13 protein-coding genes are annotated in these 15,017 nt (G+C 28.4%); 7 read left to right on the top strand and 6 right to left on the bottom strand.

The features are described from left to right. Positions 1 to 157 precede the first annotated feature (157 nt). Together IPP08_12305 and IPP08_12310 are read left to right on the top strand one after the other, a co-directional pair. Positions 158 to 1,768 carry a DUF937 domain-containing protein gene (locus tag IPP08_12305; protein QQS66520.1) on the top strand — a complete coding sequence of 537 codons (1,611 nt, stop codon included), beginning with the start codon at positions 158 to 160 and terminating at the stop codon, positions 1,766 to 1,768. 110 nt (positions 1,769 to 1,878) lie between these two features. Next, complete coding sequence (locus tag IPP08_12310) at positions 1,879 to 2,742, top strand: hypothetical protein (GenBank protein ID QQS66521.1); 864 nt, start codon at positions 1,879 to 1,881, stop codon at positions 2,740 to 2,742. A gap of 22 nt (positions 2,743 to 2,764) precedes the next feature. On the opposite strand, the gene IPP08_12315 is transcribed toward IPP08_12310, so the two are convergent. Both IPP08_12315 and IPP08_12320 read right to left on the bottom strand, forming a co-directional pair. Then, the gene (locus IPP08_12315) at positions 2,765 to 3,955 is read right to left on the bottom strand and encodes a glycosyltransferase (GenBank protein QQS66522.1); all 1,191 of its coding nucleotides are present in this window, start codon (positions 3,953 to 3,955) and stop codon (positions 2,765 to 2,767) included. A 23-nt stretch (positions 3,956 to 3,978) separates the two neighbouring features. After that, entirely contained in the window at positions 3,979 to 5,544 is a 1,566-nt protein-coding gene (locus tag IPP08_12320) for a DUF547 domain-containing protein (GenBank protein ID QQS66523.1), read from the bottom strand. Positions 5,545 to 5,860: 316 nt separating this feature from the next. Between IPP08_12320 and IPP08_12325 the strand changes: the two genes are divergently transcribed. Beyond that, positions 5,861 to 6,700: a T9SS type A sorting domain-containing protein gene (locus IPP08_12325; protein ID QQS66524.1), complete on the top strand. Its 840-nt coding sequence runs from the start codon at positions 5,861 to 5,863 to the stop codon at positions 6,698 to 6,700. 37 nt (positions 6,701 to 6,737) lie between these two features. On the opposite strand, the gene IPP08_12330 is transcribed toward IPP08_12325, so the two are convergent. After that, positions 6,738 to 7,511: an ATP-binding cassette domain-containing protein gene (locus IPP08_12330; protein QQS66525.1), complete on the bottom strand. Its 774-nt coding sequence runs from the start codon at positions 7,509 to 7,511 to the stop codon at positions 6,738 to 6,740. A gap of 35 nt (positions 7,512 to 7,546) precedes the next feature. Beyond that, positions 7,547 to 8,173, bottom strand: a complete 627-nt coding sequence (gene thiE / locus IPP08_12335; protein ID QQS66526.1) for a thiamine phosphate synthase — start codon at positions 8,171 to 8,173, stop codon at positions 7,547 to 7,549. A 109-nt stretch (positions 8,174 to 8,282) separates the two neighbouring features. On the opposite strand from thiE, the gene IPP08_12340 reads away from it, so the two are divergent. Continuing rightward, entirely contained in the window at positions 8,283 to 8,945 is a 663-nt protein-coding gene (locus IPP08_12340) for a phosphatidylserine decarboxylase family protein (GenBank protein QQS66527.1), read from the top strand. A gap of 57 nt (positions 8,946 to 9,002) precedes the next feature. Continuing rightward, on the top strand, positions 9,003 to 9,779 hold the full coding sequence (pssA, locus tag IPP08_12345) for a CDP-diacylglycerol--serine O-phosphatidyltransferase (GenBank protein QQS66528.1): 777 nt from the start codon (positions 9,003 to 9,005) through the stop codon (positions 9,777 to 9,779). Between the two features lie 96 nt (positions 9,780 to 9,875). On the opposite strand, the gene IPP08_12350 is transcribed toward pssA, so the two are convergent. Continuing rightward, the gene (locus IPP08_12350) at positions 9,876 to 10,247 is read right to left on the bottom strand and encodes a nuclear transport factor 2 family protein (GenBank protein ID QQS66529.1); all 372 of its coding nucleotides are present in this window, start codon (positions 10,245 to 10,247) and stop codon (positions 9,876 to 9,878) included. A gap of 530 nt (positions 10,248 to 10,777) precedes the next feature. On the opposite strand from IPP08_12350, the gene IPP08_12355 reads away from it, so the two are divergent. Together IPP08_12355 and IPP08_12360 are read left to right on the top strand one after the other, a co-directional pair. Next, positions 10,778 to 12,616 (top strand): 2-oxoacid:acceptor oxidoreductase subunit alpha, encoded by a 1,839-nt coding sequence (locus IPP08_12355; GenBank protein ID QQS66530.1) that lies wholly within the window; start codon positions 10,778 to 10,780, stop codon positions 12,614 to 12,616. Between the two features lie 62 nt (positions 12,617 to 12,678). Beyond that, entirely contained in the window at positions 12,679 to 13,722 is a 1,044-nt protein-coding gene (locus tag IPP08_12360) for a 2-oxoacid:ferredoxin oxidoreductase subunit beta (GenBank protein ID QQS66531.1), read from the top strand. Between the two features lie 118 nt (positions 13,723 to 13,840). On the opposite strand, the gene IPP08_12365 is transcribed toward IPP08_12360, so the two are convergent. Continuing rightward, on the bottom strand, positions 13,841 to 14,944 hold the full coding sequence (locus IPP08_12365; GenBank protein QQS66532.1) for a glycosyltransferase: 1,104 nt from the start codon (positions 14,942 to 14,944) through the stop codon (positions 13,841 to 13,843). Positions 14,945 to 15,017 lie beyond the last annotated feature (73 nt).

Genomic DNA, 15,017 nt, shown 5'->3' on the forward strand with positions numbered 1-15,017 from the left:
AAATTTAATTTCAATTTTAGAATATAGTTTAATTAAAATAAATTTAATTTTAATTAAACTTTATGTATTAAATATCGACCTAAAACGGAATTTAAATATAAAAAAACAAATTTCTTTTCTAAATCTCAATTTTAATTTTTTTAAACAAGTACAAATTATGAATCTACTTCAAACAATTATGTCTTTATTGAACAGCGGAGATATAATGAGAAAGATTAGTGGGTTAATTGGAGCAAACCAACAAAGCACGGATGGAGCGGTTAAAAATGCAGTACCAACAATGCTAGGAGGATTGATAAATAAATCTTCAACTCCTGAAGGTGCAAATTCAATCATTGATATGATCAAATCTGGTGGGTATGATGGAGAGGCATTATCTAACTTATCTGGATTGTTAAATAAAGGTGAATCAACAGATAATCTTTTATCAAAAGGAGCAAGTTTATTAACTGGAATTTTTGGTGACAAATCATCTGATGTTACAAATCAAATTGCTTCTACAAGTGGAATTTCATCTGAATCATCATCAAAATTATTGGGATTGTTATCTCCAATTTTAATGGGTGTTTTAGGAAAAGAAGTTTCATCAAATGGTTTAAATGCATCAAGTTTAACATCTTTGCTTGGTGATCAAGGAGGGTTTTTAAAGGGATTATTACCATCTTGGTTAACTGGCATTTTAGGTCTGGTTAGCTTAGATTCAATCACAAGTGGAATCAAAGGAGCATTTGGTGATACTGCTGATGCAGCTAAAAGTGTTGTTTCTGGTACATTAGACATTGGGAAAAATGTTGTTTCTGGTACAACAGATGCTGCTAAAAATATTGTTACTGGAACAACTGATGTTGTAAAAGATGTTGCAGGAGGTACATTAGATATGGGTAAAAAAGTAGTATCTGGTACTGCAGATATGGCAAAGGATGTTGCAGGTGGTACAATTGATATGAGCAAAAAAGTTGTTTCTGGAGCTGTTGATATGACTCGTGATGTTGCACAGAGTGGTGGATCAGCATTAAAAAAATTACTCCCTTTAATTTTAATATTAATTGGAGCACTTTTAATTTGGACTTTATGGAAAGGTTGTAATAAAGAAACTGGTGTTGTTTCTACCACTGACTCAACTACAGTTTCAAATTTGGTAGATTCAGCAGCAAATGCAATAAATAATGGTGCTACAACAAATTCTGATATAAAATCAAATGCTACAGATTCATCAACAAATACTCCAACTGCAGTTGTTTCAAACTCAGGTGGAAAAATTGATTCTGTATCTGGCAACTTTGTATATGATGTTGGAAACATGACAACTATTAATTTACCAAATGGAGGTGGAACAATTGAAGTTGGTGAAAATAGTTTTGAGAGTAAGTTGTATAAATTTCTTTCAGATCAATCTATGATGGTTGATACTTTAGATAAAACTAAAGGATGGATGTCTTTAGATAGAGTTTATTTTGAAACTGGAAAATCAGTTTTAATAAAAGAATCTCAAAAACAAGTGGAAAATATAGCTGCAATTTTGAAATCTTTTCCATCTGCTAAAATTAAAATTGGAGGTTATACTGACAATTCTGGAAGTGTTGCAACTAATATGAAAGTTTCAAGCCAAAGAGCAAAAATGGTTTTATCTCAACTTGTTAAGCTTGGATCTTTAAAAGACAATTTAATGAGTGAAGGTTATGGACCTGAACATCCTGTTTCTTCAAATGATACTCCTGAAGGTCGTGCACAAAATCGCAGAGTTGATGTACGTGTTACACAAAAGTAAAAGTAAATAATTTGATTTTATAAAACTCGATTGTCTTATAAGACAATCGAGTTTTTTTTGCTAATTTTAACAAATAATATTAATTCAAAAATTTATTTTTCAAAAAAAATATGGATTTAAATTCTTTATGGAATTATAATGAACCAAAAGAATCTGAAAAAAAATTCAGAGATTTATTGAATTTAACTCCTATTTCAGAAAATGAATTATACATAGAAATTCTTACACAGATTTCAAGATCTGAAGGATTGCAAACTAATTTTGATGCAGCACATAAAACATTAGATTTAGCAGAATCAATGTTAACACAAAATATGGTTATTCCACAGATTAGGTATAATTTAGAAAGAGGAAGGGTTTTTAGATCTTCTGGTTTTCCTGAAAAAGGGGTAGATTATTTTTTAAAAGCCTACAATGTTGCTAATGCAAATTCACAAGATTATTATACAATCGATGCCTTACATATGTTGGCTTTAATAGGTGATATAAAAGATCAGATTAAATGGTCTAATATTGCAATTAGTCATATTGAAAACAGTAAGGATCTAAATTCAAAAAATTGGTTAGGAGCATTACTTAACAATACTGGGTGGAGCTACTTTAATTTAGAAAATTATGATGAGGCATTAAAACTATTTATCAAAACTGAATTGTTTTATAATGAATTAGGTAAAATAGAGCCAACTATAATTGCAAAATGGTGTCAAGCAAAAATGTTACGCTATTTGGGAAGAGTGCATGAAAGTTTAGATTTACAATTGACAATTGAAAAAGAAAGAACAGATAATAGTTTAAGTGAAGACGGTTACATTCACGAAGAGATTGCAGAATGTTTATTAACATTAGGACTTAAGAAAGAAGCCTCAATCAGGTTTGGTAATGCATATAATTTGTTAAGTACTGACGTTTGGCTTCAGAAAGATGAATTATCAAGACTAGAACGAATGAAGGAGTTAAGTATTAATATTGATTAATTTCTTGTTTCAAACAAGAATTTTAATTGTTTACTTTATTAGAATATAATGCATTTGCATAGCTAATAAATGCTGAAGCCCTCCGTTCCCAAGTATAACTTTTAGCAGTTTCAATTGCTTTACTTGATACATTATTAAAATCAATTTTACTATTAAGTAATTCTGTTAGTTTGTGACCAAGAAGTTCAGGCTTATAAGGTTCAACTAGAAACCCATTTTCATTATCAATAATTATTTCTTCTGTTGATTTAAACTTAGCTGCAATTAACGGTGTACCAGAAATTAAATAATCAAATAGTTTTGCTGGCGATCTATATTCATTCAATTCACTTGGCGAATAATACATTACCAAAAGATCTGCACATTTAAGATATTTTACAATATCCAATGGCGGTACAAATGATTTAAATATTACTTTTTCAATTTTATGTTTTTTGCATTCATTAATCCATTTTTCCACTTGGTCAGCTCTTCCACCAATAATTAAAATTATCGAATTAGAATCTAGATATTTGCTTGCTTCAACTAAATATCCAACCTCATCATATCGATAATATACTTTTCCAGCATAACAAATAATCTTCTTATTTGTTGGTAAACCTAACTCCTTACGAATATTATATTTACTAGTGTGTAGGGTTTTGTACTTTTTAACATCAACTCCACCATGAGCAAAAGTAATTTTACTCGTTTCAATTGAAAAACGTTTTTTAATTTCATTTGCTAATGAATTCGATATACACATATTTCCATCTACTTTTCTATTGACTGAAATGTTATTTGGAATACCATGAACATCAGCAATAACTATCATCTTTTTATTAAAGAATAATTTAAACAAATTTAATAATTTTAATATCGAATTATTTCTAGAACTAAATATTGTAAACTCATATTTACGATATTCTAATAAAAAGAAATACTTTATTAGGTAAAAGAAATATACTATCAATCTTTGAATATCATTTATTTCACCACCATTATCATGACCAATTATTTTAAATGATTTATTTTTTAATTCCGAATCTACACCATATAATTTGTTAAATGAAGGGAATACTTGCTCATCTTTATGAATAAAAGTTCTAAAAGATACTAGATCTGTATCTATTCCAAACAAGCAGATTGCATTACAAAGTGCAACAATGCATTGCCTGGCAACCCTTGGTACTTGCAGGGTTTGATGAGAAAAATATACGAATTTAATTTTCAATTTTACGATATTTAATTAGCAAATTAATTTAGAGTTAATCTAAATCCTAAATTTAAAGTTTGTGCAAATCCATCTTCTTCTACTATATAATCATTGCCAAATATTGTATATAAAAATTCAATTTCTGTTTCAGAATTAAATGCATATTTAATTCCTGCCCCTGTTTGTGCATAATATGATTTGGTGAAATTAATAGGCTGCAATGCTAATTCACCAAGCCAATAGATTGAAATATTTTTAAGTTTATTATAACTTAAAATTGCAGTCAAAGGAATTTGCCAAATCATTTCATTAAGCTCATTTGTAATATTATCTAACAGTGAAGATATTCCAAAAAATAATGAAAAATTATTATTAAAATTTTTATCGAAGTAAGTATTTAAATAAAATGAAGCTCCTTTATTATCAAGATATGCTAATTTGTTACCACCTTGTAAACTATCCCCTATTGGAAATAATAATGCCATTTGTAAAGAAGTTGACAAGTTATTTATTTTAAAAGGGATGAATTTTACTTTCGGTCCTATTGCTGTCAAGCCCATTCGTGAAAAAGCTCTATTATTATCAAACACATTTAACAAACCTACTTTAGATTCAATGCCATTGTTAACAGTTCTAAACTTAGCATCTAATCCTATATTAAAATTTTCATTTATTCCATAATATAATTGCACAAAAGATGTATGATAATTGCTTCGATAATTATTTACAACTTGAGAATACAAATTGTTAAACAATTTTATTTCTAATTCACCATTGCTTAACATTGAAGATGTTTTATAGATTTTATTATTATTCTCATTGACTTTAACCACACTATTTGTACTTAAATTAATTTTATTATTGCTCCCAATTAAATCATTTAAACTCCAATCATATTTATAATATTCAATTGATAAATTTTCTAAAAGTTTTGCGTTTCTGAATTGATTAATGAAATTAACAATATCTTTGAAATCTTCTTTGTACCAATTAAAAATTTCAGATAGATAATTCTTTCTATCAATTAAGTCTTCATATATAAAATTATAATTGTTTAACTCTAACTTTGTTTTAGATTTTAATTGATTCTCCAATAGTTCTGGAATGTAACATTTATCAAGTAAAATAGGGCATCCTTTTGCTCCGCAAACTAATACGAAATGTAATAATGGATCTTTATATTTATCATGTAATTTTAATTTTTCAATTTCATTTAGAGATAATAATTCTTTAGCAATAATGTGCTTTTCTTTTTCAAAAAATCCTGGAATTTCATTTACTGATTTTATAGGATAGTAATTAATTATTGTGTTTATAACTAGAATATTATAAGCATTAATATAAAAAGCTTTTGTTTCAATATCGCTCATTTCTGATAGATTAGTTTCTGCAATAATTTTTGATATTGTATAAAGTTCTGTTGGATTTTCCTTGATTGATGAATAATCAACTAAACCAGAAACAACGTTGTGTTGAAAAAATGTATTACATCTAATAAAAAATTCATTTTCAATATTCTTTGCAAATACATTTAAATCTGTTGTAAATACAAATATTATTAAAACACTTATCCTTAAACAAAATCTTAAACTTTTTTTTAAAATCATTTTAAACTTATAGTTTTTAAAGGATTAAACTAAAAAATAATTGAAATAAATTCAAACATAAAATTGATTACCACAAACTAATTTAATAAATTTTTTTGTGTTTCAAAGAATGTAAATCTTTTAAAATTGTAATCAAAATGTTAAAATATTTTTTTTGAAATTAAATTTAACAATCAGAAATTATATCTTCTAATTAGTAACTTAATTAATTCATTTGTGTCATCGATTTGTAAATCTTATAAAAACAATTTTAATAGTATCTTACCAAGTTATTACAATTCTTTAATTTGAATCTATTTTATACTAATTTATAATTATGAAATCATTTTTACTGTTATTGATCTTATTTACCATAAGTAATCTAAACTTAAATATCTTGTTTGCTCAAACTCCTACAGTTGATGAAAATCATTCTTCAATACCTGCTAATAATGAGAAATCATTATATGTAATCAGAGCTGAGTTACTTGAAGCAGATAATAGCAATAAAACATATTCATTCAATTTATTAGCAAATTCTTCATGCCCAATTATTTCAGCTCATGATTTATATTTTGGGATTGCTCAATATATTGGAGTTGGTTATACCCAAGGTGGGATTTTTGAGAATGTATCAAACGATAATAGTGAATTAATTATATATAAAATTCGAGGTCCTTTTGGAATTAAAGAAAATGATGTTTTTCACTTAGCAAATGGATTCAGTTCTCCTTCAATAGACAAACCAATTATTTTAGAAAATGGATCACAATTTATTCTACCTATAACTTTTAAGGCTAAAGAGAAAAAAATGTATTTTGATTCTATAATTATTTCATCAAATACCTGCTTGTTTAAAAATTCTGATTCAGTAATTTACTTGAATTCAATGACGAGTTCTGTGTTGGAAGAGAGAAGCATTAGTAATTTTGATATTTCACCGAACCCAGCATTAAATCAAACTTTACTAAAATATACATTGATTAAAAATGATAATGTAACCATTTTAATAACAGATATTAATGGCAAAGAAATTCAAGTTTTAAAAAATTCTTATGAGTTAATTGGTGAAAATTCATTTAAGTTAAACTTGAATTCATTGCCAAATGGCAATTATGAATGTCAGATTAAATGCGGTGCTCAGTTTATCTCAAAAAAATTAACAGTTTTAAAGTAATTGTAAAAAACTTCTAACCTACGATTCAATAAAAATATTAATTATATCTTTCAATAAAATCTTTTACAATTGGATCAGTTGAAGTTGTTAATTCTGCTACTGATCCATTAAATTGGATGTGTCCATCATTTAGCATTATCACTCTTTCAGCAACTTTATAAACTGAGAAGATATCATGAGTTATTAAAATTGATGTTGCTGATAATCTGTGTGAAAGTTCGTTGATTAAATTATCTATTTGTTCTGAAGTTTGAGGATCTAATCCGGTTGTAGGTTCATCATAAAAGATAAATTTAGGGCTACCCATCAATGCTCTTGCAACTCCAACTCTTTTACGCATTCCACCAGATAATTCAGATGGTTTTTTTGTAGCAATTAAACTATACTGTTTTTGAAATTCAACATCACTTAGTGAATTTATATCTGGTAATAATCCAACATTACATAAATTTTCTATTACTTCATTTTTTAGTTTTACTTCATCTCTTAATCCATGTTCATACTGACCAAGAATTAAATTTTCATATACATTCATTGAGTCTAATAATGCAGCATTCTGGAATACGTAACCTATCGATCTTCTAACTGCATACAACTCATCTGAAGTCATTTCATCAATCCTTTTATCTTCAATTGAAATACTGCCTTCGTCTGGTGTTAAAAGACCTACAATCAATTTAAACAAAACACTTTTACCCGAGCCTGATTTACCTATAATTGCTAGGGTTTCTCCAAGTTGTATATTGAAAGTGACACCTTGAAGAACTTGCTTTTCACCAAATGATTTTTTTATATTTGTTAATACTATCAATTTAATTTTAATAAATGAGTGAAAATATAATTACATTAAATTCTAAAAAGTTCTGAAAATTTCTTTGTTGTTTCATAAACATTGTTGCTAGTACAGATAGCACTAACAACTGCAATTCCATCTACCCCAGTTGACAAGAACCTACTTGCATTTTCAATGTTTATTCCAGATATTAATATAATTGGAATTGTAGCTATTTGAACTACTGAATTAATTGTCTCTATACTAACTAAATCAGAATTTACATCTTTTGTTTTTGTAAAATTAACTGGACCTAAACCCAAATAATCAGCTCCATCTAAAATAGCTTGCTTTGCTTGTTCTGAGTTTCTTATTGTTTCCCCAATAATACTATTCTCTCCTAAAATTTCTCTAGCCTTTTTAACTTCTATATCACTTGCTCCAAGATGCACACCATCTGCTTTAACAGCTAAGCATACATCTATACTATCATTAATAATTAATGGGGTTTTCATTAGATCACATACAATTTTAACTTCAATTGCTTCTTTTATCATTGTATTAATTTCGCAATTTTTAGATCTATATTGAATTACATTTGCCCCACCAGAAATTGCTAACTTAGCTAGTTCTGCATGTGTATACCTATTCTGAATCTTCGTGTCAGTTATTACATAAAGACCTTTAATTATTTTTTTCAAATGAGATTGCTTAAATTGCAAATGAATTATTTTTCTAAATAATTATAAGATAAAATTAACTTATAATTTTAAGTATATTTTTGTTTACTGAATATTTTTTCTAAACTAAATGAAACTAACAAAATACGGTTACGATGTTATTATTATTTCATTGCTTATTTCTACAGCATTGATTCTTTCAGGGCTTTGGTTTAATTATACTATATTAAAATTACTTTTAATAACTCTTGGAGTTTTGTTTGCAGCTTTTACATTATATTTTTTTCGCGATCCAGAAAGAACGGTTCCTCAAGTTGCTATTGATGATGAGAATATTGTAATTTCTCCAGCTGATGGTAAAGTTGTAATTATTCAAGAGATTGATGATAAAGAATATCATAATGGAAAGGCTATTCAAATATGCATTTTTCTTTCTCCTCTTAATGTACATGTTAACAGATTCCCGATCTCTGGAAAAGTAGATTATTTTAAATATGTAGAAGGAAAATTTATTGTAGCTTTTGACGATAAAGCAAGCGATGTAAATGAAAGAACTCATCTTGGAATTAGTAATAATAAAATTAAAGTTTTCTTCAAACAAATTGCAGGTGCAGTTGCTAGAAGAATTGTTTGCCCAGTTAATGTTGGTGATTTTGCAAAAGTTGGAGATAAGTTTGGAATGATAAAGTTTGGTTCAAGAATGGATATTGTTGTTCCAGTTGGAACTGTTATTAATGTAAAAGTGAATGATTTAGTTATTGGTGGAGAAACCATTTTATGCAATGGAGTTTAGCTACGAACTTTTTGTTTATATTATTTTTTATTTAAAATTTAACTCAATTAGTCTTATTTGATTAGAGTAACAAGAAGTATAATACCAAGTTTGTTTACAATGATGAACTTGTTTTGTGGATTTGTTGCTATTGTGAATGCTTCAAAAGGGGAATTCACATTAGCCGCTTGGATGATTGTGCTTGGAGGCATATTTGATGCCCTTGATGGAGCAATGGCAAGACTGACAAATTCTGCTTCTGAGTTTGGTGTTGAGCTTGATTCATTGGCTGATGTTGTAACTTTTTGTGCAGCTCCTTCTTTTATTTTATATACAGCTTATTTTAAAAACTTAGGTACAGTAGGGATTGTTATTGCAGGATTACCAGCTATCTGTGGAGCTTTAAGATTAGCTAGGTTTAACGTTCAACTTGTTGGATTTAATAAAGATTATTTTAGAGGTATGCCTGTTCCTTCGGCAGCCTTAATTTTAATATCATATTTAGTTTTCTATCATTTAAGAGATAATCAAATAATTGCTGAGTCATATAAACCTGCAATTCTAACAACTCTAACAATTGGGATTTCTTTACTAATGGTTAGTACCATAAAGTATGATACTTTCCCATCCTTATCTCCGCATAATATTAGAAGTCATCCTATTAAATTTGCAAGTATAATAATTGCTATTGCTATATGTTTAGCATCTAAGGGTTTGCTTCTTTTTCCAGTTATGTTAGTGTATTTAACTTTTGGAATAATAAGACAAACTTTAAATTTTTTTAAACAAAGAAGTGATGATGATGAAGATTCTGATTCAGTAGAGGAAGATGAACCAAGTCCTTTTGATGATTAATTTAAAATCTTAACTTAAAAAAATTCATTATTCAAATTTTTCTACTTTAAAGAAATAGAATTTATCCTTCATTTAGTTATGTTATAATAATCTTAATTAATCAATTTTAATATTTGAAGAATGACAATGAATAATACTAAAATCATCATTCTCTTTCAATAAAACTGTAGTTTCTAAAGCTTTTAAATTAAATTCCAACAAAGAAACCAAGCCATAGAAGTCAATTCTATAAGTACATATTAATAAGTTCTTATCTTTTGATGGAATTATACTGAAATCTGAAATCATAAAAGAAGTACCTAACCAGTTTTCATTAGATAAGTATTCAATGAACTCATGTTTATTTTGAACTTTGCAATGATCTGTAAAATACAAAAAGTCGTTATGTATTTTATCAGAGAATTGATCCCATTCTTTTTGAATAAAATTTCCATAATAAATTTCAATAAATTGATTTGCAGTTTCCATTTTAAGTAGTTATTATATTTTTATTGGAATAAATTGTATTTAAGAAAAATAACTGATTTGAAAGAAAAATTTTGGTTTAATGCAAAAGTTTAATGATTTTATATTCGTAAAATTTAAATTATATTTTTAATTTACAACATTTTTTAATGGAATAATATTAAAAACAAATTTACAATTCATTTTTTAGTTATTATTTATCTTTATTCAATTTTACTAAAATATTGCTATCAATCCTTATAAATTTTAACTCAATAATATTGTTAATTTATATTAAATTAATAGAAATATATAAAAAAAAATTCATTTTTACTTCACGTCGGCATAAAACCTTAATTTTGCCCCGCAATTTGAAATTTATTTTATAAATGTAAAATTGTTATCAACCAAATAATTATTTTTTTAAAATAAAATCTACTCACTTCCATCTAAGAACAGAAAAAAGATGTTAAAAAGAAGTGTTGAATTGCAATCTATAATTTATTATTTCAAAAGAAAATTTATATTATTTATTATATCTATAAAACAAAATAATGTCAAAACAGATTGAAGAATTAAGTCAGGTAGTTATTCGCTTTGCAGGAAACTCTGGAGACGGAATGCAATTAACAGGGGATCAATTTACAAGTACTGCAGCTTTACTTGGAAACGATTTAGCAACATTACCAGATTACCCAGCAGAAATTAGAGCTCCTGCTGGAACAACCTATGGTGTCTCGGCTTTCCAAATGAGTTTTTCCTCTTTTGATATTCATACTCCTGGTGACGAAGCAGATGTACTTGTTGCTATGAATCCTGCAGGATTAATCACTAATCTTTGCAACTTAAAAAAAGGTGGAATTATAATAGCTAATCGTGATGCTTTCGATGTTAAAAATATCGCTTTAGCTGGATACCAAGAAAATCCTTTAGAAGATGGATCATTGTCTGGTTATGAAGTATATTCTCTTCCATTATCAAAAAATACAATAGCTTCTGTTGAAGGTCTTGGTTTATCTACAAAAGAGGGTGCTCGTTGTGTTAATTTCTATACTTTAGGTTTGCTTTACTGGATGTATGACAGATCAATGGATCCAACATTAAAGCATCTTGAAGAAAAGTTTAAGAGCAAACCTCAATTTATTGAGCCAAATAAAAGGGCTATGATTGCTGGTTATAATATGGGTGAGACTTATGAAGCGTTTAACGTTAGATATTCAGTTAAACCTGCAAAATTAACACCTGGTAAATATAGGAATATAATGGGAAATGAAGCTACTGCATTAGGCATGATTGCAGCTTCTGTAAAAACTGGACTTCAAGGGTTTTTAGGAAGCTATCCAATTACTCCAGCTTCAGATATTTTACATAACTTATCTAGGCACAAAAATTTCGGATTTATTACTTTTCAAGCTGAAGATGAAATTGCTGGAATATGTAGTGCTTTAGGAGCAGCATTTGGGGGAAGTTTAGCTTTTACAACAACATCTGGTCCTGGTATTGCTCTAAAATCTGAAGCAATTGGTCTTGCAGTTATGACTGAACTTCCATTGGTTATAATTAATGTGCAGAGGGGAGGTCCTTCAACTGGGTTGCCAACAAAAACTGAGCAAGCAGATTTATTACAAGCAATGTATGGAAGAAATGGGGAATGTCCAGTTCCAGTTATTGCAGCTTCTACACCTGGGGATTGTTTTTATATGGCTATGGAGGCTGTTAGAATTGCAACTAAGTATATGACTCCAGTATTTCTGTTAACAGATGGTTACATCGCAAATGGTTCTGAACCTTGGATGATTCCAAAAACTGAAGATTTACTAGACATGAAAGTGTCATTTCATACTAATTCTGAAACTTATAAACCATACGATCGTGATGAAAACTTGAAACGTCCTTGGGCTGTGCCAGGCTCTGCTGGTATGGAACATAGAATTGGTGGTTTAGAAAAAGCAAATATATCTGGTGATATTAACTATACTCCTGAAAATCATGAGTTTATGATAAAACTTCGTGATCAAAAAGTTGCTGGAATTGCAAATGATATTCCAGATTTGGAAATTATTGGTGATAAAGATGGTGGAGATTTGTTAATTTTAGGATGGGGATCAACTTATGGTTCAATTAGAACTGCTGTTGAACGCAAACGTGAACAAGGTTTTAATGTTTCTCAAGCTCACTTGAAATATCTAAATCCAATGCCTAAAAATACTTTAGAGGTTTTAAAGAAATTCAAACAAATTGTAATCCCAGAAATGAACTTAGGTCAATTACTTAAAATTATTAGAGCAGAATTTTTGATAGATGCTAAAGGATGGAACAAAGTTCAAGGTTTACCATTTACTGCTAAAGAAATTGAAGATAGAATAGTTTCTTTACTTGGAAATAAAAATTAATTATCTCTTACTTTTCAATTTAGTTTTAAAACTTAAAATTAATCAAATAATAAAATAAATAGATGGAAAATCAAAATGGAACTAACTCATTAAATATTGAGATTCCAGTATATACTGCAAAAGATTTTGAAAGTGGTGCAGATGTACGTTGGTGCCCAGGTTGTGGTGATTATGCTATTCTTGCTATGGTTCAAAGAACTTTACCTGGTATTCAACGAAAGAAAGAGGATTATGCTTTTGTATCTGGTATCGGTTGCAGCAGCAGATTTCCTTATTATATGAGTAGTTATGGTTTTCATAGCATTCATGGTCGTGCTGCTGCTGTTGCTTCTGGGTTAAAAGTTACCAGACCAGAACTTTCAGTTTGGATAGTTACTGGCGATGGTGATGGTTTATCTATTGGTGGTAATCATACTCTTCATCTTATTCGTAGAAATATTGATTGTGTGTTATTACTTTTCAATAATAGAATTTATGGTTTAACTAAAGGGCAATATTCCCCAACTTCAGAAGAAGGAAAGAAAACTAAATCAACACCTTTTGGTTCTGTTGATCATCCTTTAAACCCACTTTTGTTTGCCCTTGGAACTGAAGGTACCTTTGTTGCCCGTACAATTGATCGTGATCCAAAACATCAACAAGCAATTTATAAACGTGCTTATGATCATAAAGGAACTTCATTTGTAGAAATTTACCAAAACTGTAATATCTTTAATGATGGTGCTTTCTTTCAATATACTGAGAAAGATGTTAAAAGTGATAACGTTGTCAATATTGAGCATGGTAAACCACTTATTTTCGGAAAAGATAGTAATAAAGGTATAAAATTAGACGGCTTTATTCCACATGTTGTATCTCTAACTGACGGGACACATTCTGTGAATGATCTTCTAATATATGATGAAACAAGTTTTGAATTAGCTTGTATTGTTGCTAGAATGGGGGATATGGAAGGATTTCCAACTCCAATAGGAGTGTTTCTTGCAAAAGAACGACTAACTTATGAAGTAGTTGCTCAAGATCAATTAACTGCTGCAAAAAATAAACTTGGTAATGGAGATCTTGAAAAACTTCTCAATTTTGGTGAGACTTGGGTTGTATCTTAAAACTCAATTATAAATTTACGAAGGCTTGTTCAGATTAATTTATGGACAAGCTTTTTTTTATCATAAAATATATTTTATGATATTCAAGTTATATAGTTATTATTTTTGGTTTGAATTATTAAGATTCATATACTCTTCCTTTCCATATAACACCTTTTTGAGTTAATAGAAATGGAACAACCAATGCTTGAAATAAAAAATAAAATTCAAATAATAAAAAGTATCTTAATTGATGTAATAACTTTAATCTTCCTAAAGTTGGAATCATAACAGCTAAATCACAAATAAACTTAACTGACCAAACCATTACCCAATCCGAAACACTTAAAAAGGGTGATATTGTAAATGATATCATCATCATAAATGCAATAAATAGAACAATATAACCATGTGAGTCCATTTTGCTTCCTCCTCTACTCCATCTTTGCTTTTGTCTCATTACAGACATTAAACTATTGCATGGCAATGTAGTAATACTTGCTTCTGTTAAGCATGGATAAATTCCATTATAGTTTTTCTTTCTCATTTCCTCAAATAGAGCAAAATCTTCAGTTACTGTAAATGGTATCCCTCTGTAACCCCCAACAGCATCATAACATTCTTTTTTAAATGAAAAATTGTTTCCAATTATACCCAATGGATAACCCAAAGCCATTCCTGAGGATGACATTGTTTGAAGATGTATCCAATCCAATTGCTGAACACATGAAAATATATTGCTTCCTTTGATAACTGTAAATCCCCCCACAATATCAACTCCATCATTAAAATAACTTATAATACTACTCACCCATTCTTTATGTGCAGTACAATCTGCATCTGTAAGTAATATAATTTCGCCAGTTGCTGAATCAATACCTTGAGCAAGTGCTCTCGCTTTTCCTCTAACATCTGAATCTTCTAGATAAGTTGATATAATATGAATATTCTCATACTGTTTTTCATACTTTTCCATTATTTGTAATGTTAGATCTTCAGATTCATCATTTACTAAAATAATTTCAATCTTATTATTAGGGTATGTTTGTAATATTAAAGATTTAATACAAGATTCAATGTTTAGCTCTTCATTTCTTGAAGCAACTATAATAGAAACTTTTGGATTGGAAATTTTATTGGTAACTCTAGGAATAATTCTAGAAAGATATGATCCATAATATAAAATAACATACTCAATTATGTAAAGAGATATTGAGATGATAAGTATTATTGTAAAAATCATAGTCGGTAAATTTAGATTCTAAAATCATTAACTAGAATCTACAAATGAATCTAATAGTTACAGGAAAATCAGA

This window comes from Chlorobiota bacterium, from assembly GCA_016700335.1.
GTDB lineage: Bacteria > Bacteroidota > Ignavibacteria > OLB7 > OLB7.